The following is a 23248-nucleotide window of genomic DNA, read 5'->3' as shown; positions in this document are numbered from 1 at the left end:
GTCTTATCCTATTTAAGCTATTTCGCACTGTCACTCAGTTCTTGAGCCAATTCTTGGCTACGCTTCTGAGCAGCAGCCAATGCAGATTGAATATTTTGGGAGATTTGTGCACGGTCAAAAACTTCAAGTGCAGCTTGTGTTGTACCATTTGGCGATGTCACATTCTTACGAAGTTCAGATGGAGTATTTGAACTGGTAATTGCCATTTGAGCTGCACCTAACGCCGTTTGAAGAGTCAACGCGGTTGCAACTTTTTCATCCAGTCCTAAATTCTTACCCGCACGGATCATACTTTCCATCAGATAGAAAAAATATGCAGGACCTGAACCAGAAACTGCTGTTACCGCATCAATTTGAGCTTCGGAGTTTACCCAAATTGTTAAACCTGTGGCTGCTAAAATCTGACTTGTTAATTCACGATCCGAAGTACCCACTACATCATTAGCATAGATACCATGCGCACCTGTTTGAACGAGAGCTGGTGTATTTGGCATAACTCGTACAATTCGATCGCTATCAATTAAATTTGATATTGTTTGAATTTCAGCACCAGCAATAATTGAAATGACTAATTTATCTGATAACAGACCTTTTAAGGGACGTAAAACAGTAGCCAGAACTTGGGGTTTTACCGCCAGTACGACAACATCAGCATTTTGAATTGCAACCACGTTATCTTGTGTGACGTGGACTTCTTTCTCTTGTAATAATTGACGGATCTGTTCAACAGGATCTGAAACAGTAATACGTGTCGGTGGTAAACCTCTTGAAATGAGCCCACCAATTAACGCTTGGGCCATATTACCGCCACCAATAAAACAGATATTACAATTTACTGCACTTGCCATAACCATATTCGCCATTTACCAGATTACAAGAATGAGAAATTAAATCTGGTTGCCATCCTCCTTCCTCACAATACGGAGACTGAGCCAACCAAAATCCTTTCGGTGTAAAAACCCCAAGCATAACATTATCTATGACTAATATTTGAATTGTATGACGAAGCCAAGGCAAAATATGTGCTTCTTGAATTGCTTTTTTTAACGGCCATTGGCCAACACGACCATATAAATGGACTTTTTCTCCACCCTGACGTCGAATTATTCTCAATTTTTTATTTAATAAAGATGAAGCTAAACCGATATTTTTTTGTGTAATCTGAAAATTTCCTGAAGCGTAATGCACTATTTCTCCCATTTGGAAATGATGCTCCGATTCAGCCTCAACAGGACTTAAGGTTTCAGCAAGAAAAACCTGCTTACTCAATCTATAAAGATTCTGTTGATAACGGACATAGTAAAACTGATTCCAGTGTAATGCTGCTTGTGCATCAGACTTTGAATCAATCACTTCATTTTTTAAGCGCTCGACCATTTCAAATGCAGGTCGATATTGCCCATCACTTTTCATCCAGACAGAAAGTAACTGACGCTGACGGGCAGCCGATAAATCTAACAATTTAGTTAAGTCTAAACACTCAGCGGTACCACAATGCTTTAAATCGACTATCAAAACTTCTTCTAAAATTTCAGAAGCATCTTGCATCAAATAACTGGTTCGGCTAAGTGCTTGCTGCATTTTAGGAAATCGATTTTGTAAAAATGGCCAAAGTTCCTCACGTGACCACGCCCTATCATAATGAATGTCATAATTTGTAGGGTCATTTATATATTGAATTTCAAGTTGGGTAGTCCAATCGACAATTTGCTCACGAGTTAAATCTAAAAAAGGACGCCAAATTGTCATATCTACGCGGTAATCAATAGACTGCATAGCAGCAAGGCCATCAACACCTGCACCCGACAACAACCTTAAAATGACTGTTTCAGCCTGATCTTGTTGATGATGAGCAAGTACTAAAATTTCATTCGCTTGTAAATGCTGTCGATAAGCTTGATACCGTGTCTGACGTGCTTGAGCTTCCAAATTACCGTCGGCAACTTGAACCTTTTGAATAATATAAGGAATATCTAAGCAAGTAGCTTGTTTAGCAACGAGTTTACCCCATTCTGCACTTTGTGATTGCAGTTGATGATCAATATAAATCGCTCGAATCTTTTGAGGGAAAATTTGAGATATCAGATGTAGTAGCAGCATTGAATCCATGCCGCCACTACATCCAATAAGAAAAGAACTATTTTCTGAAAACAGTTGAGCCTGCGTTAAGACATTATGCCTAAATTTGCGCTGCCAAACTTCATTAAACGTTGATAACGTGCTTCGCATCGTTCATTTGCATCCATTGGTAGCAATTCATCCAAAGCCTGCTTCAAAACTACTTTTAGATTTTGCATTACATGCTCAGGATCTAAATGTGCCCCTTCACCTTCATCTACTACATATTCAACAATACCTAGAGATTGTAATTTATCTGCTGTCAAACCTAGAGCTTCGCTCGCTTGAGCCGCTTTTTCAGCAGTTTTCCATAAAATAGATGCGCAGCCTTCTGGTGAAATCACAGAATAAATACTATGCGATAACATAATTACTCTGTCAGCAACGCCAATACCTAAAGCACCACCAGAACCACCTTCACCAAGTACTGTTGCAACAACAGGAACCTTCAAACTTGAAAGTTGAGCAAGGCTAGTTGCAATTGCTTCGGCTTGTCCACGTTCTTCAGCACCAACACCAGGGTAAGCACCCATAGTATCAATAAACGTAAAGACCGGAAGATTAAAACGCTCAGCCATATCTAATAGGCGTTGAGATTTACGGTAACCTTCAGGGTTAGCCATACCGAAGTTATGCTTTAATTTTTCACGGGTACTACGACCACGGTGTTGTCCAATGACCATCACAGGTTGACCGTCAAAACGAGCAAGACCACCTACCATCGCACCATCGTCACCAAACAAACGATCACCATGCAAGGCGTCAAATTCTGTAAAGATTTCACCGACATAATCTAGAAATTGCGGACGTTCAGGATGACGTGCAATTTGAACCGTTGTCCACGCTTTGGACTGAGTAGCTTTTTTCATAGGTCGAATATTATCCCTTTAATCGATAAATTTTTCCGACTGAATATTCAATTCAATGTCCCAATGCTTAAACTGATCTTGCTCATCATGCAAGTCCGCAACTAACAATGGCCATTGTTTGGCATCACCAGAAACACTAAGCTGCCATTGTTGATCATTTATGATGGTCAGTTCAATGGCAGGAAGCATCTGATCACTTCGACTATGGTTGAGTAAAACTGCTAGGCGAAGCAATAAACATAAGTAAAGTAATTTATGACCACCAGCCTTCAAAATTTCGTTTTTTACATCATTTCGCAATTTACGACGATGGTGAGCAACTAAATGTGAAAGATGATTTTGATCAATTTGCGAGAAACCCGGAATATCAGAATGCTGTAACAAATAAGCACCATGGCGATGATAACCACCATGACTAATTGCTAAACCAATCTCATGCAAATAAGCTGATCGACGCAGTAAGTCACTGTCTTCACTCGTTAAATTAAGAGATTTCGCGACACCATCAAATAATTGCTGTGCTGTATTGACAACACGTTCTGCTTGTTTAGGGTCAGCATTATAACGACCCATTAGAGCCTGTACACTGCGGTCGCGTATATCCTCATGTTTAAATCGACCTAATAGGTCATACATAACACCTTCGCGTAATGCACCATCAGAATATGCCAAACGATCAATTTCTAGAACTTCAAAAACTGCGTACAAAATTGCCAATCCGGCTGGCAAAACTGCTCGTCGATCTTCTCTTAAACCTTCAAAATCAATTTCAGAAACGTTTTTAAACTTAAGTAATTTATCTTTGAGTTTGTATAAACCTTCTCGAGTGACATTTTCTTGTTCATCACTTAAGCCCATATTAACCATAATTTGGCGACAGGCTTTAATCGTTCCACTCGAACCAACGACAGTATCCCACCCTTCCATTTTATAAGTCGTTGCAATAGCAGAAAGTTCTTTACGAGCAGCAACTACGGCCTTATCAAATGATTTCTGGGTAATTTCCCCATCAGAAAAGTAAGCTGTTGTATAGGCCACACAACCCATTTGTAATGATTCGGTGTAAATAGGTTCAAACTCTTCACCGATAATAAATTCGGTAGAACCACCACCAATATCGACGACCAAGCGACGTCCACCATTGGCCATGGTATGCGATACACCCAAATAGATCAGACGGGCTTCTTCTCGTCCTGCAATAATTTCAATAGGTTTAGGTAAAATTTCTGCAGCTTTTTGAATAAATTCATGACCATTTTTTGCCTGACGCAAGGCATTAGTAGCCACAATTCGTAAACGATTAGGTTGAACAGAACTCAATCTACCAACAAAACGGGCTAGACATGCCAAACCACGTTGCTGAGCTGCTTCTGTTAAATTTTTATTTTCATCTAAACCAGCTGCAAGCTGTACTTTTTCTGACATCGAAGCAACTTTTTTAACTTCACCGTGATCTACCCGTGCAATTGCAAGGTGAAAGCTGTTCGACCCCATATCTATGGCGGCAAGTAATTCTTCATCAATCAGAAAATCAGACATTATTGAACTAAACCCATAACAATTCACGCCTAGAGTAATTCACACGAATGCAATTGAAAAGCCATTTTCATCAACAATTAACTGTCATTTATATTTTTCTATTTATGAGTTGATTGTACAAGTCGATGGTGAATATCGTGAGCATCCATTAGACAAATTTAGTTAAGCCTTGAATAATGGCATCAAACCCTTACATTGAACTAAGTAGCTATGTAATACTGATAGAGATAATTTTCTCCTGTAGTAATAGCACTTTTTTCTAAAAATTGGAGCCGTACCATGTCTGCGACTATTGTAAATACAACTGATGATAACTTCCAAGCAGATGTTCTAGACGCTGAAACACCTGTACTTGTTGACTTCTGGGCAGGTTGGTGTGCACCTTGTAAAGCAATTGCACCTGTTCTTGAAGACTTATCAAGTGAATATGCTGGTAAAGTAAAAATTGTTAAAGTTGATGTGACTTCTTGCGAAGATATTGCGGTGAAATACAATATCCGCAATATTCCTGCTTTATTACTTTTCAAAAATGGTGAAGTCGTAGCTCAACAAATTGGCGCTGTACCTCGCTCTAAACTTGTAAGCTTTATTGATGAAAATGTTTAAGTCAAAATGCTAAGAATGAAAATACGCTATACTTTTATAGCGTATTTTTTTCGGCTATAAATTGACAAATTAACTAAGCTGGCTTATATTGCATGCTCAAGAGGCACTGAAGGGAATCATCTTCGTCCGGCTTCTTACAAGACACAAACATAAAGATCGCCACTCGGCAACAGAAATTGTTTTTTCACATTTTTCTTCGAAACAATCAATCAGACTTCTGAATTGTTATTGTGTAAATACAATTGCGATAATCTTTTTTGTATGCGAGCGATTTTTCTTCTTTTTAAACCACACTCTACTCTTTCCTAATTCTGACCCTTATGAATTTAACTGAACTCAAGAAAAAACCAATTGGTGAATTAATTAAAATTGCTGAATTTATGGGCCTGGAAGGTATGGCTCGTAACCGAAAGCAAGATATTATCTTTGCCATTTTGAAACGCCATGCGATGAATGGCGAAGAAATTTTTGGTGACGGCGTTCTTGAAATTCTCTCTGATGGTTTTGGTTTTTTGCGCTCTGCCGCAGGTTCGTATTTAGCAGGTCCGGATGATATTTATGTGAGTCCCTCACAAATCCGACGCTTTAACTTGCGTACAGGCGATACCATCACAGGTACTATTCGCCCTCCAAAAGAAGGTGAGCGTTATTTTGCGTTGCTCAAAGTTAACCAGATTAACTATGACACGCCAGAAAATTCTCGAAATAAAATTCTATTTGAAAACTTAACACCTCTTTTCCCAACCGAACAATTGGTTATGGAATTAGGTAATGGTACGACAGAAGACTTAACTTCTCGTGTTGTTGACTTAGTTGCGCCGATCGGTAAAGGTCAACGTTCTATTATTGTTGCACCGCCAAAAGCGGGTAAAACAATGTTACTTCAAAATATTGCTCAATCTATTGTTAGAAACAATCCTGAAGTATTCCTGATTGTTCTATTAATTGACGAGCGTCCAGAAGAAGTAACTGAAATGGAACGTACTGTTCGCGGTGAAGTCATTGCTTCAACATTCGATGAAGCTCCTGCTCGCCACGTACAAGTTGCAGAAATGGTGATTGAAAAAGCAAAACGTCTTGTTGAACATAAAAAAGACGTTGTGATTCTGCTTGACTCTATTACCCGTTTAGCGCGTGCATATAACACTGTCATTCCTTCATCAGGTAAAGTATTAACTGGTGGTGTAGATGCTCACGCATTAGAGCGCCCTAAACGCTTCTTCGGTGCTGCACGTAATATTGAAGAAGGTGGATCTCTTACGATCATCTCAACTGCTTTGATTGAAACAGGCAGTAAAATGGATGACGTAATTTATGAAGAATTCAAAGGTACGGGTAACCAAGAAATTACTCTTGATCGCCGTATTGCTGAAAAACGCGTCTTCCCTGCCATGAATATTAAGAAATCTGGTACCCGTCGTGAAGAGCGTTTAATGGATGATGATAACTTACGTAAAGTATGGATCCTCCGTAAGCTTCTTCATCCTATGGATGAGTTGGCGGCAATGGAATTCTTACTTGATCGTATGAAAGAAACTAAAACAAATGATGATTTCTTCGATCAAATGAAGCGTAAAGCTTCAACTTAATCGATTAATTCTCAATAAAAAGCCACTCTTTTGAGTGGCTTTTTATTTGGTTGACAAGCTTTACACAAAAATACATTTTGCAGTTTTTTATGTAAAATTATTTATAAGCTTTTGATAATAATTATTTTTGAATTAAAAAAATTAAGTTTTTTAGTGGCTTACCTCTACCTTTTCCAATGTACTCAGGCTGATTGATTGTTTTTTTCTGTTAAAAAACAGACTGTTTTTCTCTTTTTCATATGTTTTTTCGACAGACGACAGTAGTATTTCAGCATTTGCAGTGATAGCATAGCGGCAGACCAGTTAGACTGCTCCATGCGTTGTTACCTAGCTACGTTTTAGGAATAATAAAAGCAAAACAGTCCAACTTAGGTTTTTTTAATCTCAAATCTTTTTTGTGAGAGTGATGCCATGTTATTCAAAAAATTTGCTGCTGTTGCTGCTGTAGCTGCTACTTTAGCTTTCGTTGGTTGTTCTAAGAAAGAAGAAGCTCCTGCTGCTGCTGCTTCTGAAGCTGTAGCTGCTGCTTCTGAAGCTTCTACTGCTGCTTCTGAAGCTGCTACTGCTGCTTCTACAGCTGTTGATGCTGCTGCTGCTTCTGCTGCTTCTGCACCTGCTGCTGCTTCTGCACCTGCTGCTTCTGCTGCACACTAATCTATATATTAGATTAGAAAAAAGAGGACATTTTGTCCTCTTTTTTTACGCCTAAATTTTATATTTCTAAGACCACTTCGCTTAATATGTCTAGATAAATTGACATAACAGCGTAGTTGAATAAGCTGTCTAAATATAAGTAAAAAAAAGCAGATCAATCGATCTGCTCATTTCCAACGCGTTGTCTAAACTTTTGTCCTGCTCTAAAGGTCACTACACGGCGAGCAGAAATTGGAATTTCTTCGCCTGTCTTCGGATTACGTCCTGGGCGTTCGCGTTTATCTCTTAACTCAAAATTACCGAAACCAGAGAGCTTAACCTGCTCTCCCGCAATAAGTGCTTGGCTAATTTCGTCGAAGAACAACTCGACCATTTGTTTTGCTTCACGGCGATTTAAGCTGGTTAACTCACTTAAATGATCAGCCATGTCTGCTTTAGTTAATGCTGTCATGAGGCCCTCAATGTCGCTTGATAAGTGTTTTCTAACACTTGGATAATATTGTCCATACCAGATTTAATTTCAGCATCTTCAAGCGTACGTGAAGGATGTTGCCACAAAAGCGCAAACGCTAATGAGCGCTTACCATCTTCGACACCCTGCCCCGTATACACATCGAATAACCATGTAGAGTCTAAAAGCTCTCCACCAGTTTGTTCGATTAACTGCTGAATATCTCTAACATTTATATTATCAGAGATTAAAAGCGCAATATCACGTCTAACCGAAGGAAAACGTGATAATTCTGTAAAATTAGATACATAAGATTGCAAAACAGCTGTTTGATCGAGTTCAGCAACCCAAGTCGTGCTTAAATCAAGGTCATTTTCTAGAGATGGATGCAAACGACCTAAGTAACCAATTGATTTACCATCAACCAAAATCTCAGCTGATTGCCCTGGGTGCAACCACGCGCGCTCTGAACGAACATATTCAACATTTACACGTCCAGCAGCTAATATCTCTTCAATCTCACCTTTGAAATCAAAGAAATCCATTGGTTGAGGCTTAGCATGCCATGATTCTGGTTCTTGCGAGCCGACTGCCACCAAAGCCAAGGTAGGGGTCTGCTGTAAGTCTTCAATGCTCTTAGCATTTTGATAATCAAAACGCAGCCCGAATTCGAAGAAACGAACACGACTTTGCTGACGGTTGAGATTATATTGTACGCAAGGAATTAAACTAGAAAGCAACGTACTACGCATTGCAGCCAAATCACTTGAAATTGGATTTGCTAACATCAATGGCTTAACTTCGGGATTTAATTGCTTTTCAAGTTTCGCATCCGCAAAACTAAAACTAATTGCTTCTTGATAACCTAAAGTCACGATCGTTTGACGCAACTCAGTGAGCTCAAAACGATCTTGGTATTTAGCAAATTTAACATCCATGCTTGGTAAGCTAATCTGGATATTGTCATAGCCATCAATACGCGCAACTTCTTCAATTAAATCTTGATAAATAGCCATATCATAACGATGCGATGGCGGCACTACGCTCCACTCACCTTCAGCTTTAACTGTTACCTTACACCCTAGTCGGGTTAAAGCATCTGCAATGAACTCACCTGCGACTTGATATCCCAATAATTGGTCTACCTGAGCTTGTTTCAGTTCAATGGCTTCACGTTTTGGAAGTAAGTCAGTTTTTTCAGCTACAGTAATTGGGCCAAATTCACCACCCGCTAACTCTTGAATAAGCTGAGAAGCACGATTCATCGCAATTAAAGGTAATTCAAAATCTACACCACGTTCATAGCGCTGCGAAGAATCTGTATGTAAACCAAAACGACGAGCACGTCCAGCAATAGCAAGTGGAGCGAAGAAAGCACTTTCTAAGAAGATATCAGTCGTATCATCGGTTACACTTGACGCTAAACCACCCATAATTCCAGCAATTGCCAAAGCTTTTTGGTCGTCAGCAATCACCATAATATCTTCTGGCAACTCAACTTCTTGATCATTCAGAAGTTGTAACTTTTCTTGTTGTGTTGCTTGACGAACATGTACCGTCCCTTCGATTTTAGACAAATCGAATGCATGCATTGGTTGACCCAATTCCATTAGGACATAGTTGGTCACATCAACCAAAATACTATGAGTACGGATTCCTGAACGTGATAAAGCCTGTGCCATCCACTCAGGAGTAGCAGCTTTTATATTAACATTTTTAACTACACGCCCTAAATAACGCGGAGCGCCTTCAGTACTGATAACTACTTTTTTCTCATCAGCAATGGTGGCATCAACCGCGTTAATTACGGGTTCATTCATTTGCAATTGATTAATAACTGCAATTTCACGGGCAATACCACGAATACTAAAACAGTCACCACGGTTTGGCGTAATACTGATATCAATAATATTGTCGTCAAGTTTGAGGTATTCACGGATATTTACTCCGACTGGAGCATCGGCTGGTAATTCAAGTAAACCATCGATTTTATCTTCAAGATCAATCTCAGAAGCACCACAAAGCATTCCTTGTGATTCAATTCCACGAAGTTTACCTTTTTTGATTTTAAAATCGCCAGGTAATACTGCCCCAATGGTTGCAACTGGAGCTTTCATTCCAGCGCGAACGTTCGGTGCGCCACACACAATTTGTAAAGGCTCACCCGAACCAATATTCACTGTTGTAACACGTAAACGGTCTGCATCAGGGTGCTGCTCAACAGTTAACACTTCACCAATTACAACGCCTGTAAATGGTTTAGCCACTGGTGCCAATTCATCAACTTCAAGACCAAGCATCGTCAACTGATCAGATAATGTATCACTATCAATTGCCGGGTTAACCCATGTGCGTAGCCAATTTTCGCTAATCTTCATCTTTATAAACCTTTTTTAATCCTGAAAAACTGTTAGGCAAATTGGCGTAAGAAACGCACATCATTTTGATAGAACATACGCAAGTCATTAATGCCATAACGCAACATCGCAAAGCGCTCTACCCCTAAACCAAAAGCAAAGCCTTTGTATTTATCAGGATCAATACCCGCGGCACTTAATACATTTGGATGTACCATGCCACAGCCTAAAACTTCTAACCAACGGCCACGTTCATCCATAATATCTACTTCTGCGCTTGGCTCAGTAAACGGGAAATATGATGGACGGAAACGTACCTTTAAATCTTTTTCAAAAAACTCATTAAGCAGATTAATCAATAAACCTTTTAACTCAGCAAAGCTGGTGTTCTCGGCAACGTATAGACCTTCGATCTGATGGAACATTGGTGAATGCGTTTGATCTGAGTCACAACGATAAACACGCCCAGGACATACAATACGAATTGGTGGCTCACTTGTTTCCATTGTACGGATCTGTACACCAGAGGTATGCGTACGCAGTAAATGAGTGGCATCAAAATAGAAAGTATCGTGCATAGCACGCGCTGGATGGTGACCAGGAATATTTAATGCTTCAAAATTGTGATAGTCATCTTCAACTTCTGGGCCAGTCGCGACTGTAAAACCAGCTTTAGTGAAGAACTGACAAATTCTTTCTTGTACTTGAGTAACAGGATGAACTGTACCAACACGTTGACCGCGGCCCGGCAAAGTAATATCAATCGTTTCACTTGCTAGCTTTTGCTCAAGTGCTGCCTGTTGTAATGCCGCTTGACGTTCTGTTAAAGCAGTATTAATTGTTTCTCGAACAGCATGAATCGCAGCACCTTGTACTTTGCGTTCTTCAGGGTCCATTTTCCCTAATGCTTTCGATTGTTCTGCAAGCTGGCTTTTTTTCCCTGTAAATTGCACACGTACCTGATCAAGTGCAACAAGGTCTTGAGCTGCTGCAATGGCAGCAAGCGCTTCTGTGGTCAGGGCTTCCAGTGACATATTAACTCTCAAAGCAACAAATTAAAAAAATATAATAAAACACTGCATTCTAACAGTTTTTCATCGAATTGATGAAGTTTATCCATCATGAAAAATGTATTAGGCAACAAAAAGATAAAACGTATAAGATAATAGCATCGTCAATGAGATCAACTATTATGGCGCTCAATCAAATTTGGAAACAACAACTTACGCTTGTGACGTATGGCAATGAATACCTCCGCCAAAACTTAAGCTTTACCCAATGGCGACAACATCATATTTTTGACCACCATAGTTTTCAATTTCGTGACTTAGCTTCTCAGCATTTACTCGCCCAACACTTTCAAGTTTGGCTAGAAGCGCTAAAAAAACAAGGTACCACTCAGCTTAGTTTACATTTATCAAGCCTTCTAAATGAAGAGCAAAATCCAAACAGTAACGTTGAGCTTTTACCTTACACTCATTTTATCGTTAGCCATCAAAATGATAAGAAATTTGCATGGATTTTCGGCCATGAACTTGCTGAATGGTATAATAATGATAATGAGTTTGAAGCCCCTCCTTCACAAACCTGTGAGCTTCATTTAGAAACTTTCTGGCGTTTTGAACTAAATGAAAAGTTATCAAAAAAAATTGAAGCTGATTTAAAAAATCCGCCATGGCAAGAAATTGCTGACTTTATGGATAGTGAATTATTTCGTAGTAAATATGCAGCAGGTTTTGAGAAACCAGAATTTCAAAAAGCTCATTTGGATGGTACAAATATTACGAACCAAGAACCAAAACTTGCTTTAATTCCAGAGAGCTATCCAGCAGATTATGCTCACCAGCTTCTAAATCGTACTCAAGCATTAAGCAATTATTTAGAACAAAAGAAACAACTTGCAAATGATCCGTTAGGAGAAGAGCTAGACCAAGAACAACTCATTAATTTAAGAAATTTTACGCAAAAAACTGATGATCTGTTTGCCAAACTTATTGTTAAGGCTGCTAATCACTATCAAACAGCTCAAATAATTCCAGTCGCTAAAGCCTCTCCATTCGAGCAATCAAGTGAAAGTCCTCAACACTTGAAATCTCACCACCATAAAGGCACTGGTTCAGGCGTTATTAAGCTGATTATTCTAACGATTATTATTTGTGCATTGGCTTATTATTTTGGGCTATAACTTAGATTAGAGTTCCCATTGATAAAGTAACTCTGTTATTTCGAAACCGAACTCAGGTAGTTCGGTTTCACCAATTATTTTGGCTCCCATTTTTTCATAGAAGAAACGGCTTGGATTTTTATTAAAAACGTCTAAACGAATAGAAGCGTAATCTTGATTTAATGCACAGTGATAGAACTTTTGAAATAACTCACGACCTATACCTTGCCTTTGAATTTCTTCCAAAAGATAAAAGGCAAGAATTTCAGCAATATTATTCTTTGGGTTCAGATAACCATCGAGAAAGCCTTTTACCATTCCATTTTCAGTATAGATAAATAACTTATGATCAGGGCTTTTGGTTATTTCTTTCCATAGTAGCTCCTTATCTCGTACTTTAAGCTCATCCAATATTTCTTGCTTAAGCATACCTGTATAAGTTTCTTTCCAACACTGTACATGCACTTCTGCAATAGATAATGCATCCTTAAAGGTGGCTATACGAATTTCTCTTTCATTTAATGATTTCAATTCGTTCCCCTCATGTCACAACTTTAAAGTGAAGCACCAATTTTTTTCATACAAACTTATTGAGCTAAAAGCTGATCTCGAACATGCATTAAAGCAAAGCCCAACAAATTTAAACCTTGCCATTGAGATGGATCTTGAATATGTAAATGATCTTGCGCCATACCAATCCCCCAAATTTTATCTACCGGAGATGCTTCAACTAAAATATGGTCTTTCGTTGCTAATAAGAAATTTTTCAATTCAGGATGCTGAGAGAATTTAGCAAAGTTCGCCTGCACCACGATATCAAAACGTTTTTCTTGCCATATCTTTTCATCATAATTACGCACTTTACGACCGAGCTGTTTTGCTTCATTTGGATGTTTAACTTGCAAGATCTGTGCAAAGATTTCTTCATCATTAAATAATTTTGCTTTTTGCGCCATCATATAATGCTCAGCAGTAAAGTATTCAATACCCTCATCTGTAAATTGCACTGGATACCACTGACTAAAACAACTCTTATCAACAAGATCAGCCTGCTTAGGAGTATGTCCCCAAAAATATAAATATTTAAACTGAACACCTTTTTGCACTTTTTTAATTAAGTCATTTAGAAATTTTTCATCTTTCATCATTTATCTCTGGTTATTATCTTTTTTAAAACAGAACTACTAAAAATAAAAAAGACCGCTAAAAAGCGGCCTTTTTTGAATCTCTAAGCTTATGCAGCTAATGCGCCTTTAGCTTTTTCAGCTAAAGCAGCAAATGCTACTGCATCATGCATAGCGATGTCAGCTAATACGCGACGGTCGATGATCACTTGAGCTTTTTTCAAGCCATCGATCATACGGCTGTAAGACAAACCGTTTTGACGAGCACCAGCATTGATACGCGCAATCCATAAAGCACGGAATTGACGTTTCTTTTGACGGCGGTCACGATAAGCGTATTGACCAGCTTTGATTACCGCTTGGAACGCTACGCGGTAAACGCGTGAACGAGCACCATAGTAACCTTTAGCGCGAGCAAGAATTTTTTTGTGACGACGATGAGCCACTACACCACGTTTTACACGAGCCATTTATAATCTCCTTAGATGTATGGGCACATACGACGAACTGAGTTCACGTCAGAAACATGAACCATTACACAGCCGCGTAATTGACGGATACGTTTAGCAGATTTTTTGGTCAAAATGTGGCGCTTGAATGCTTGTTTGCGCTTAAAACCGTGTGCAGTCGCTTTGAAGCGTTTAGCAGCACCACGGCGAGTTTTCATCTTAGGCATAACAACCTCTTTTGAACACCTGTTCGGAACGTTTGCACCATTGCAAAAACGACCTGCAGGTAAGGGAGCCGACATTCTAAAGCATCCCAACTTAAAACAAAAGTAAAATGCTCATTTTTTGATAGTAAATTGTCTATTTTATATAAATGTTATTTTCCATAATCAATTATCAAATTACGAGAAAATCCATAAAATCATCGCCTATAATAAGTGCAATCTCTTAAATTCAAAAGAATATGAATATACAAAATGATGCTTTCGCTGCATTGCGGTATCGAGATTTCTCTATCGTTACGATCAATCAATTTTGCTTAACACTTGCAATTTTGATTCAAGAAATTATTGTTGCTTACTCATTATATAAAATCACCAAAGATCCACTGACTTTAGGTTTGATTGGACTCGCAGAAGCAATTCCTTTTATTGCTCTTTCTCTTTGGGGAGGCTATTTCGCAGATAGATTTAATAAACAGATTATTATGAAAATATGTTTATTTTTCTCAGTCCCCCTTCCCTTGGTTTTATGGTTACTTTTCCACTTACATGGTTTAGGGCATATCAGTGTTAACTTCCTTTCTTGGGGCATTTATACAGTTATTTTTGGTTTAGGAACAATCCGTGGTTTCTATAATCCCTCTGCAACATCATTAAAACCATTTTTAATTCCACGCGAACTCTATGCCAATGGTGCGACATGGACAACGATAGGCTGGCAAAGTGGCGTCATTATTGGCCCAATGCTAGGTGGTTTTATGCTTGCTTATTTAGGACGGGAAACCAGTCTATTTAGTGTTGCGGCTTTACTCGCTATTTGCTTTATTTTAATTAATTTATTGCATAAACGTAGTTTCCCTAAAATTGAAACTGATAATATTTTAGAAAGTTTAGGAGAGGGTTTCCGTTTTATCTGGAAAACCAAAATTGTACTTTGGGCGATTTCTCTTGATTTAGCTTCTGTTTTATTTGGCGGTGTCATCGCGTTATTGCCAATTTTCGCAGAAGATATATTAAAAGTCGGTCCGGAAGGGCTTGGCTATTTACGGGCGGCTCCATCTATTGGCGCACTTGTCACTATGATTGCTTTGACTCGTTTTCCGCCAACTCAGCATGCATGGCGTAACATGTTATTTGCTGTAGCAGGTTTTGGAATATTCACCATCCTATTCGCCTTCTCGAATAATATGTGGTTATCTCTTTTTGCTCTTGCCATGACAGGTGCATGTGACAGTATTTCTGTTGTTATAAGACAAACCATTTTGCAAATTTTTCCACCAGAAAATATGCGGGGACGCGTTGCTGCTGTAAACGGCATGTTTGTGTCTTCGAGTAATGAACTCGGTGCCTTTGAGTCTGGTTTAGCGGCTAAATATTTAGGCACAATTACCGCTACAATTTTTGGTGGTTGTATGACGCTTGTTGTCGTCACCTTCTGTTGGGTCAAAACGAATGATCTATTTAAGGTAAATATTACAAAAAACTCAGAAGATTAATTTAAACATTTATAAATTAAAGCATCTTCGGATGCTTTTTTATTTTAAATAAAACCCATAACCACCCAGTAAATAAACAAATAACGCCCTGCTTTAGCAATGATGACTATACCAAGGAAGCGCCAAAAATTTTCTTTGAATAGCCCAGCAACTAAAGTAATGGGATCACCAATGATAGGCATCCAACTCAAAAGTAAGGAGTAAAATCCATATTTATGGTAAAAGCTCTGCGCTTGTTGTAATCGCTTTTCAGAAACTGGAAACCACTTACGATGTTTAAATTGTTCTATCTTTAGGCCTAACCACCAATTGACACAAGAACCCAATACATTACCCAAAGTAGCTATACCAATTAAAAGCAAAGCTGAATATTGCCCCTTTAATAATAAGGTTACCAATACCGCTTCAGACTGTAGAGGTAATAATGTCGCAGCGCCAAAAGCACTCATAAAAAGCAAAAAGTAACTCAGCATACTCAATCACACCAAACGACTTTTTGCTTTAAGCATTTACTAAATTTAGGCAAGAAATTAAGCCACTTTAATTGATAGTGCTTTCTGAACTGCTGGGCGTGCTGTTAAGCGAACAATATATTCTTGTACGTATGGATAGTCTTCAATCTGAATACCTTGCCATTCATAACGCAAAATCCAAGGTAAAATTGCCATGTCAGCAATTGAGTATTCACCAGCGACAAACTTCTGACCAATGAGTTGTTTGTTAAGCACGCTATATAAACGTTTAGTCTCATTTACATAGCGCTCTATAGCATAGGGAACTTTTTCAGGGGCAAATTTATTAAAATGATGATTTTGCCCAAGCATAGGACCTAAACCGCCCATTTGCCACATGAGCCATTGTTCAACCTCAACTCGCTCTTGCTCATCAGCTGGGTAAAATAATCCAGTTTTTCTACCTAAATATTGCAAGATAGCACCCGATTCAAATATAGAAATCGGCTCACCACGAGGTCCATCTTGATCAACAATCGCAGGAATTTTATTATTTGGAGAAATTCTCAGGAAGTCTGGCTGGAATTGATCATTTTCTAAAATATTAATTGGATAAAGGGTGTAATCCAGTCCCATTTCTTCTAAGGCAATTGTGATTTTATGTCCATTGGGAGTTCCCCAATAATATAGATCAATCATTCTATTTTCCTACTCATCGTTATCATGACTGCGTCTTGGTTTATATCATGTTTTAAGAGATCTAATGAGATTTACAATACTAAAAATACATAAAACTCAAGAATTGAATTTCTTAAAAAATATACCAATTACCTTAAATAAAACTGAATAGAGAAAAGTGAAGTGATGTTTTTTTATTGATATGTGGGTAAAAAAAAGCACTGCTTTTGCAGTGCTTTTTTTGAGTATTACTTTTTCTTTTTCGGTCCAAGTAACATACCCATTTGACGGCCTTCCATTTTTGGTGCTTGTTCCACAACCCCAAACTCAGCCACATCTACTTCAATTTTTTGCAATTGAGCTAAGCCAAGTTGTTGATGAGCCATTTCACGACCACGGAAACGTAAAGTGATTTTCACTTTGTTTCCTTCTTCAAGGAATTTCAAAATAGCACGAAGCTTAACTTGATAATCACCAACATCAGTTGCAGGGCGCAGTTTGATTTCCTTCACTTGCACTTGATGCTGTTTTTTCTTCGCATCTTTTTGCTTCTGCTTCAGGTCAAACAAGTGCTTGTTGTAATCCATAATTTTACAAACAGGCGGCTCGGCGTTTGCAACGATCTCAACAAGATCAAGTTCAACCTCTTCAGCAGCACGCAGTGCTTCACTTAATGAAACAATTCCTTTTTGCTCACCTTCAGCACCGACGAGGCGTACTTCTTTTGCACGGATCTCATCATTAATTGCTGGACGGTTGCTTTTTGCACCTTGTTGTTGGTTACGGTCAGGCTGTTTAATCTTTCTTACTCCACAATATACCGGCCACGTTCGGCGACGGCAGACTTCACTAAGTCAATGAATGCATCTACTGACATAGTACCTAAATTTTTTCCTGAGCGGGTACGTACATTTACTGTACCTTCTTCAACTTCTCGATCACCAAGAACTAACAAGTAAGGAATACGCTCTATAGTACGCTCACGAATCTTAAATCCGATCTTTTCATTTCTCAAGTCAGAAATAGCACGAAGACCATTTTCTTTGAGTTTTGCTACGACTTTCTCACAAGCTTCAGCTTGAGAATCAGTAATATTCATGACACATGCTTGTAACGGTGACAACCAAGGTGGCATGAAACCAGCGTAGTGTTCAATTAGTATACCAATAAAACGCTCAAAACTGCCAAGAATTGCACGATGCAACATAACAGGTTGATCACGATCATTGTCTTCAGTCACGTAAGACGCATCTAAACGTTCTGGTAAATTGAAGTCACACTGAATAGTACCACATTGCCATACACGTCCGAGACAGTCTTTCAATGAGAATTCAATTTTCGGACCGTAGAACGCACCTTCACCTGGCTGTAATTCCCATTCCAGACCTGCTGCATCTAAAGCGTCTGCTAAAGATTTCTCAGCCATATCCCAAAGTGCATCATCTCCTACACGCTTTTCTGGACGTGTAGAAAGTTTCATTTGCACTTCTTCAAAGCCGAAATCTTTATAAACATCTAAAGTGAGTTTAATAAAATCTGCAACTTCTTGTCCGATCTGTTCTTTAGTACAGAAGATATGTGCATCATCTTGTGTAAAGCCACGTACACGCATAATGCCGTGTAAAGAACCAGATGGTTCGTTACGATGGCAAGAACCGAACTCTGCTAAACGAATTGGCAAATCACGGTAAGACTTCAAACCTTGGTTGAAAACTTGCACGTGACATGGGCAGTTCATTGGCTTAACCGCATAATTACGACTTTCTGAATGAGTCGTAAACATGTTGTCTGCATAGTTCGCTGCATGACCTGATTTTTCCCAAAGCGTAAAGTCTACGATTTGTGGTGTTTTAATCTCGAGGTAACCATTGTCTTGCTGAACTTTACGCATGTATTGTTCAAGTACTTGGTAAATCGTCCAGCCATTTGGATGCCAGAATACCATTCCTGGTGCTTCTTCTTGCATATGGAACAAGTCTAAGGCTTTACCAATTTTACGGTGATCGCGTTTTTCAGCTTCTTCAATACGCTTAATGTATGCAGCAAGCTGTTTCTTATCAGCCCATGCTGTACCATAAATACGTTGAAGCTGTTCATTCTTCGCATCGCCACGCCAGTAAGCGCCAGAGATTTTTGTTAGTTTAAACGATTTTAAGAATTTAGTGTTTGGTACGTGTGGACCACGACACATATCCAAATAATCTTGATGGTAGTACAAGCCCATTTGCGTTTCTTCAGGCATGTCTGCAATCAAGCGTAATTTGTATTCTTCGCCACGTGCAGTAAATTCAGCAATTACTTCATCACGCGGTGTCATTTTTTTAACGACATCATAATCTTGGTCGATGAGCTTTTTCATGCGCTCTTCAACAGCTGCCATATCGTCTAAAGTAAAAGGACGAGGCATCCAGATGTCGTAGTAAAAACCTTCTTCAATGACTGGACCAATCACCATCTTGGCTTCAGGGAATAGCTGTTTAACAGCGTGCCCTACAAGGTGCGCACAAGAATGGCGAATGATTTCAAGACCTTCCTCATCTTTTGGAGTGATAATTTGTAAGGTCGAATCTTCGGTAATTAAGTCACATGCATCAACTAAGCGATCATTCACACGTCCAGCAACAGTATTTTTTGCTAGACCAGGCCCGATACTTTGGGCAACTTCCATAACAGAAACAGGGTGATCAAAATTCTTTTGATCGCCATTTGGCAATGTGATAATTGGCATAAAAAAATCCTTAAGGAGTGATGCCCTATACGAAGGAGCATTTCACCGCGAGATTATGATCGAGGCGAACCTCAAAATATAAAAACGGTGTAAATCAAAATTAAAAATCCTGAAAGATTTTACACTTGTTCAAGCAAAGTGAAAACCTTTAAGCCCATAAAATCATAAATACATTTTGCTTATCAGGTAAACAGCAATAAATGACTTAAAGAATATATTGGGAAGATTTTTTAAACACGCTCAGCACAAGTGGTTTAAGATGAAGAAAATAGCATTTTTGCTCATTTTCTGACTGAAGGGTATTTCTCTTTAAGACTAAAGCATAAATGCTTTGATGAGTATTAAGTCATATTTTCAAAGAATGAATTAAAAATAGAACACGGAGTTGTTTCCCATGGTTAGTGCTTATGATGAATTACCACGTACACCCGCAAATTTTGTTGCGCTATCCCCTTTACGATATTTAGAACGTGCGGCGTATATTTATCCAAATCAAGCTTCAATTATTCATGGTAAGCGCCAAATTTCATGGAAAGAAACTTACCAACGTTGTTGCCAGTTTGCTTATCAGCTCAAACAACTGGGAATTGAAAAAAATGATACGGTATCAGTCTTATTGCCCAATATTCCAGCCATGATTGAAGCACATTTCGCAGTTCCAATGACTGGCGCTGTACTCAACACGCTCAATACACGCTTAGATGCAAAAACAATAGCTTTCATGTTGGAACATGCTGAAAGCAAAGTGCTTTTGGTGGACCCGGAATTTGTTAATTTAGCAAGAGAAGCCCTCTCTCTTATTCCTGACCAACATATTATTGTGATTGATGTGGCTGATGATGAATATGAGGGCGAGAATCAGTTTATTGGCTCTTTTGAGTATGAAGAATGGATAGCCCAAGGCGATGCTAATTTTGAATGGCATTTACCAGAAGATGAATGGGATGCGATTAGCTTAAATTACACATCGGGCACAACGGGTAACCCTAAAGGTGTGGTCTACCATCATCGCGGTGCTTATTTAAATGCTGCAAGTAATATATTGGCCTGCGGGATGAAACCTCGTGCAGTGTATTTATGGACATTACCGCTTTTCCATTGTAATGGCTGGTGTTTTGCTTGGAGTATTGCAGCCAGCGGGGGAACCAATATTTGTTTGCGTAAGGTCGACCCAGAATTAGTGATGCAACTCATTGCAAAACATAAAGTCGATTATTTCTGCGGCGCGCCTATTGTTCTTTCAATGATTATTAATTTACCTAAAGAAAAGCAAACGGACTTTGACCATCATGTAGAAGTGATGGTTGCCGGAGCAGCTCCTCCCGTTGCCATTATTGAAGGCATGCGGAATATGGGGATTAACGTAAATCATGTATATGGTTTAACAGAAACATATGGTCCTTCTGCCCTATGTGCTTCGCAATCAGGATGGAATGAGCTTTCAATTGCTGAACAAGCTCAGCTTCATTCCCGTCAAGGCGTCCCCTATCCATTACAAGACAGTATGCGGGTATTAGACCCTGAAACAATGCAGCCTGTACCGAATGATGGGCAAACTATGGGAGAAATTATGTTTCGTGGCAATATTGTCATGAAAGGTTATTTGAAGAATCCCCAAGCAACTCAAGAAGCTTTTGCTGGTGGATGGTTTCATACAGGCGACTTAGCCGTTTGCCACCCAGATGGTTATGCAAAAATTACTGATCGCTCGAAAGATATTATTATTTCAGGTGGAGAAAATATTTCATCTTTAGAAGTAGAGGATGTTTTGTATAGACACCCAGCTGTTTTAACTGCTGCGGTCGTCGCCAAACCTGATGCTCGCTGGCAAGAAGTACCTTGTGCCTTTATTGAATTAAAGGTAGGCGCAACAGTAACACCTGAAGAGATTATTGAGCATTGTCAAAAAGAGTTAGCACGTTTTAAAGTGCCAAAAGATGTCATAATTACAGAAATTCCAAAAACATCGACCGGCAAATTACAGAAGTTTATTTTGCGTGAATGGGCAAAAGAACGTGCTGAGAATATATAAATAAAAAAGCGACGCCTTGAGCGTCGCTTTTTTATTTAAGCGCATTTAGCCTTGATCGGACAATAATGCAATTTGCTGCACATAGTTAACAAATTTAACTTTTGATGCCTCGATATCTGCTTCACTCGCCTGTTGAGTTTTATCGCGGTTGATTCTCAACACATGCTGACGCAAAGTGTGACGTTCCGATGCATTATAAATTTTACTAAATTCAGTAATTGCAGGATCACCCTGTTCAATCATGCGGTCAACCCAACGCATTAATTGAGCCTGTCTTTTTGCGCCTTGCTGCGGGGTTAAATAAGACAAAATAATAGTCTCATCTTCGTTGCGCAATAACTTACCAATACGTTGAAATTGGCGACGACGTGCTTCATAAGAACTAATGTTCTGCACTTCCATTAAAGCATCAATTAAACGCTCATCAACTGGAAGTTTCTGAATTTGTTTAATAGAAAGTTGTGCTAATTGCTCACCTAAAGCAGCCATGCGTTGCACTGCTTTTTTCTGTTCGGTTTTGCTTGCACGTCCTTCTAAAGAACCGAAATCTTCTTCAGTATAACGTTGGGAACCACGTGCCACGATTAATCTGCCTCATAAAATTTTGCTGCGAATAACGCCAGTACTTCACTTAATGCCTGTTCTTCGTCGGTACCATCAATGACCAATCTTAAAGTGGTCCCTTTACCTGCACCTAACATCAGCAAAGACATAATATTTTTTGCATCTACCAAATGATCGCCTTTTCCAATCTGGATCGACGAACGAAACTTTGTAGTGACCTCTATCAGTTTCCCTGATGCACGAGCATGTAAACCGAGTTTATTAATTACATCAACAGTTGTGTCTATCATGACCAGTGCTTCATTTCTCTGTGTAAGACCTGAACAGACCATTCTGCCTCAAGTGCTTGTTTTAGTCTATCTACGATATAAACCGAACGATGTTGCCCCCCAGTGCAACCAATAGAAATCGTCATATAGTGACGATGTCCTTCAGCAAATGCGGGAAGCCATTTTTTTAAGAAGTGAAGAATATCATCAAACATTTCGTTTGCTTGTGGACTTGCTTCTAAAAATTGTCTTACTGGCTCATCCAAACCAGAAAAACGTCTTAATTCTAAATCCCAATGCGGATTTGGTAAATGCCGTACATCAAAAACATAATCGGCATCTAACGGAATGCCATGTTTATATCCAAAGGACTGCAATATGACAATAAGCTTATCTGACTGCCCCAATTTAGACAGTAATATATGCTTTAAATCATGAACGCTTTTATCCGTTGTATCAATATGAACTGTAGCGCGGAACTGAATTGGAAGCAGTAACTGCTTTTCTTCTTGAATACATTGCAACAGGCTTTTAAAACGGTTGGCTAATGGATGCGGACGACGGGATGCACTAAAACGCGCAATCAAATCCTGATCTTGCGTAGTAAGGTAAATAACGTCAACCGTCCCATGTCTTTGTAATTGCTCAAAAACATGGTCGAACTCTTGCATATCTGCCCGAGTACTTCTTACATCCACACCTAAAGCCAATTGCTCTAAGTTATTTTCATGATCTAGCTTTGCCACAATTTCAGGCAGCAATGCCAAAGGCAAATTATCAATACAGTAATAGCCCAAATCTTCTAATACTTGAAGGGCTGAAGATTTTCCTGAACCAGACTGTCCTGTCACGATAAGTATACGCTTCATGGCATGGCTGTCCTTTGAT

The 23248-nt window shown here is 39.0% G+C and carries 25 protein-coding genes; 6 read left to right on the top strand and 19 right to left on the bottom strand.

Translation table 11 applies throughout. The features are described 5' to 3' along the window. Positions 1 to 17: 17 nt before the first annotated feature. From proC to ppx, 4 genes are read right to left on the bottom strand one after another with little or no spacing between them, the layout of a single operon-like run. Complete coding sequence (proC, locus tag MSG66_RS11810; RefSeq protein ID WP_262474062.1) at positions 18 to 854, bottom strand: pyrroline-5-carboxylate reductase; 837 nt, start codon at positions 852 to 854, stop codon at positions 18 to 20. Then, positions 826 to 2229, bottom strand: coding sequence for a tRNA lysidine(34) synthetase TilS (tilS, locus tag MSG66_RS11805; RefSeq protein WP_324654208.1), 1404 nt, complete (start codon positions 2227 to 2229; stop codon positions 826 to 828). The genes proC and tilS overlap by 29 nt, the downstream gene beginning before the upstream one ends. Then, positions 2166 to 2987 (bottom strand): acetyl-CoA carboxylase carboxyltransferase subunit alpha, encoded by an 822-nt coding sequence (locus MSG66_RS11800; RefSeq protein ID WP_042895016.1) that lies wholly within the window; start codon positions 2985 to 2987, stop codon positions 2166 to 2168. The genes tilS and MSG66_RS11800 overlap by 64 nt, the downstream gene beginning before the upstream one ends. An 18-nt stretch (positions 2988 to 3005) precedes the next feature. Beyond that, positions 3006 to 4526, bottom strand: coding sequence for an exopolyphosphatase (ppx, locus tag MSG66_RS11795; protein ID WP_133975311.1), 1521 nt, complete (start codon positions 4524 to 4526; stop codon positions 3006 to 3008). A 279-nt stretch (positions 4527 to 4805) separates the two neighbouring features. On the opposite strand from ppx, the gene trxA reads away from it, so the two are divergent. Next, positions 4806 to 5132: a thioredoxin gene (gene trxA, locus MSG66_RS11790; RefSeq protein WP_003655060.1), complete on the top strand. Its 327-nt coding sequence runs from the start codon at positions 4806 to 4808 to the stop codon at positions 5130 to 5132. A gap of 320 nt (positions 5133 to 5452) precedes the next feature. Further along, on the top strand, positions 5453 to 6721 hold the full coding sequence (gene rho / locus MSG66_RS11785; protein ID WP_003655059.1) for a transcription termination factor Rho: 1269 nt from the start codon (positions 5453 to 5455) through the stop codon (positions 6719 to 6721). Between the two features lie 182 nt (positions 6722 to 6903). On the opposite strand, the gene MSG66_RS11780 is transcribed toward rho, so the two are convergent. Then, positions 6904 to 7038 (bottom strand): hypothetical protein, encoded by a 135-nt coding sequence (locus MSG66_RS11780; protein WP_202742685.1) that lies wholly within the window; start codon positions 7036 to 7038, stop codon positions 6904 to 6906. A gap of 94 nt (positions 7039 to 7132) precedes the next feature. Here MSG66_RS11780 and MSG66_RS11775 point away from each other — a divergent pair, with 94 nt between their 5' ends. After that, positions 7133 to 7375, top strand: a complete 243-nt coding sequence (locus tag MSG66_RS11775) for a hypothetical protein (RefSeq protein WP_324654207.1) — start codon at positions 7133 to 7135, stop codon at positions 7373 to 7375. A gap of 154 nt (positions 7376 to 7529) precedes the next feature. On the opposite strand, the gene MSG66_RS11770 is transcribed toward MSG66_RS11775, so the two are convergent. From MSG66_RS11770 to pheS, 3 genes are read right to left on the bottom strand one after another with little or no spacing between them, the layout of a single operon-like run. Next, on the bottom strand, positions 7530 to 7826 hold the full coding sequence (locus MSG66_RS11770; protein ID WP_000126166.1) for an integration host factor subunit alpha: 297 nt from the start codon (positions 7824 to 7826) through the stop codon (positions 7530 to 7532). Then, positions 7823 to 10204: a phenylalanine--tRNA ligase subunit beta gene (gene pheT / locus MSG66_RS11765; RefSeq protein ID WP_133975317.1), complete on the bottom strand. Its 2382-nt coding sequence runs from the start codon at positions 10202 to 10204 to the stop codon at positions 7823 to 7825. The genes MSG66_RS11770 and pheT overlap by 4 nt, the downstream gene beginning before the upstream one ends. A 32-nt stretch (positions 10205 to 10236) precedes the next feature. Beyond that, positions 10237 to 11217: a phenylalanine--tRNA ligase subunit alpha gene (gene pheS, locus MSG66_RS11760; protein WP_004794529.1), complete on the bottom strand. Its 981-nt coding sequence runs from the start codon at positions 11215 to 11217 to the stop codon at positions 10237 to 10239. A gap of 158 nt (positions 11218 to 11375) precedes the next feature. Here pheS and MSG66_RS11755 point away from each other — a divergent pair, with 158 nt between their 5' ends. Beyond that, complete coding sequence (locus tag MSG66_RS11755) at positions 11376 to 12368, top strand: hypothetical protein (protein ID WP_324654215.1); 993 nt, start codon at positions 11376 to 11378, stop codon at positions 12366 to 12368. A 6-nt stretch (positions 12369 to 12374) separates the two neighbouring features. Here the strand turns inward: MSG66_RS11755 and MSG66_RS11750 are convergent, their stop codons facing one another. The 4 genes from MSG66_RS11750 to rpmI form a co-directional block, all read right to left on the bottom strand. Further along, entirely contained in the window at positions 12375 to 12878 is a 504-nt protein-coding gene (locus MSG66_RS11750) for a GNAT family N-acetyltransferase (protein ID WP_133975319.1), read from the bottom strand. A 56-nt stretch (positions 12879 to 12934) separates the two neighbouring features. Next, positions 12935 to 13492 carry an NADAR family protein gene (locus MSG66_RS11745; protein ID WP_202742708.1) on the bottom strand — a complete coding sequence of 186 codons (558 nt, stop codon included), beginning with the start codon at positions 13490 to 13492 and terminating at the stop codon, positions 12935 to 12937. 89 nt (positions 13493 to 13581) lie between these two features. Further along, positions 13582 to 13941 (bottom strand): 50S ribosomal protein L20, encoded by a 360-nt coding sequence (gene rplT / locus MSG66_RS11740; RefSeq protein WP_000124858.1) that lies wholly within the window; start codon positions 13939 to 13941, stop codon positions 13582 to 13584. An 11-nt stretch (positions 13942 to 13952) separates the two neighbouring features. Further along, positions 13953 to 14147 (bottom strand): 50S ribosomal protein L35, encoded by a 195-nt coding sequence (gene rpmI / locus MSG66_RS11735; protein WP_003655048.1) that lies wholly within the window; start codon positions 14145 to 14147, stop codon positions 13953 to 13955. Between the two features lie 236 nt (positions 14148 to 14383). On the opposite strand from rpmI, the gene nreB reads away from it, so the two are divergent. Continuing rightward, a complete protein-coding gene (gene nreB, locus MSG66_RS11730) occupies positions 14384 to 15637 on the top strand; it encodes a nickel resistance MFS transporter NreB (protein ID WP_324654206.1) in 1254 nt (417 codons plus the stop codon). Between the two features lie 44 nt (positions 15638 to 15681). On the opposite strand, the gene MSG66_RS11725 is transcribed toward nreB, so the two are convergent. From MSG66_RS11725 to thrS, 4 genes are all read right to left on the bottom strand, one after another. Next, a complete protein-coding gene (locus MSG66_RS11725) occupies positions 15682 to 16110 on the bottom strand; it encodes a YqaA family protein (RefSeq protein ID WP_133975322.1) in 429 nt (142 codons plus the stop codon). Between the two features lie 57 nt (positions 16111 to 16167). Then, on the bottom strand, positions 16168 to 16788 hold the full coding sequence (locus MSG66_RS11720; RefSeq protein ID WP_133975324.1) for a glutathione S-transferase N-terminal domain-containing protein: 621 nt from the start codon (positions 16786 to 16788) through the stop codon (positions 16168 to 16170). A 227-nt stretch (positions 16789 to 17015) separates the two neighbouring features. Then, positions 17016 to 17567, bottom strand: coding sequence for a translation initiation factor IF-3 (infC, locus tag MSG66_RS11715; RefSeq protein WP_080026316.1), 552 nt, complete (start codon positions 17565 to 17567; stop codon positions 17016 to 17018). A gap of 5 nt (positions 17568 to 17572) precedes the next feature. Next, positions 17573 to 19495, bottom strand: a complete 1923-nt coding sequence (gene thrS, locus MSG66_RS11710) for a threonine--tRNA ligase (protein ID WP_133975326.1) — start codon at positions 19493 to 19495, stop codon at positions 17573 to 17575. Positions 19496 to 19889: 394 nt separating this feature from the next. On the opposite strand from thrS, the gene MSG66_RS11705 reads away from it, so the two are divergent. Next, positions 19890 to 21527 (top strand): acyl-CoA synthetase, encoded by a 1638-nt coding sequence (locus MSG66_RS11705; protein ID WP_324654205.1) that lies wholly within the window; start codon positions 19890 to 19892, stop codon positions 21525 to 21527. 45 nt (positions 21528 to 21572) lie between these two features. Here MSG66_RS11705 and yjgA read toward each other — a convergent pair whose 3' ends face one another. The 3 genes from yjgA to rapZ are packed head-to-tail and all read right to left on the bottom strand — an operon-like array spanning position 21573 to position 23229. Further along, positions 21573 to 22109: a ribosome biogenesis factor YjgA gene (gene yjgA, locus MSG66_RS11700; RefSeq protein ID WP_042894990.1), complete on the bottom strand. Its 537-nt coding sequence runs from the start codon at positions 22107 to 22109 to the stop codon at positions 21573 to 21575. 2 nt (positions 22110 to 22111) lie between these two features. Continuing rightward, entirely contained in the window at positions 22112 to 22381 is a 270-nt protein-coding gene (locus MSG66_RS11695; RefSeq protein ID WP_042894989.1) for an HPr family phosphocarrier protein, read from the bottom strand. Beyond that, positions 22378 to 23229 carry an RNase adapter RapZ gene (gene rapZ, locus MSG66_RS11690; protein ID WP_042894987.1) on the bottom strand — a complete coding sequence of 284 codons (852 nt, stop codon included), beginning with the start codon at positions 23227 to 23229 and terminating at the stop codon, positions 22378 to 22380. The genes MSG66_RS11695 and rapZ overlap by 4 nt, the downstream gene beginning before the upstream one ends. Positions 23230 to 23248: the final 19 nt, after the last annotated feature.

The sequence above is a fragment of the Acinetobacter sp. IK31 genome (assembly GCF_035615195.1).
Lineage (GTDB): Bacteria > Pseudomonadota > Gammaproteobacteria > Pseudomonadales > Moraxellaceae > Acinetobacter > Acinetobacter calcoaceticus_C.
The sequence above is the reverse complement of the archived record's forward strand: the minus strand, read 5'-3'. Positions and strand labels throughout refer to the sequence as shown.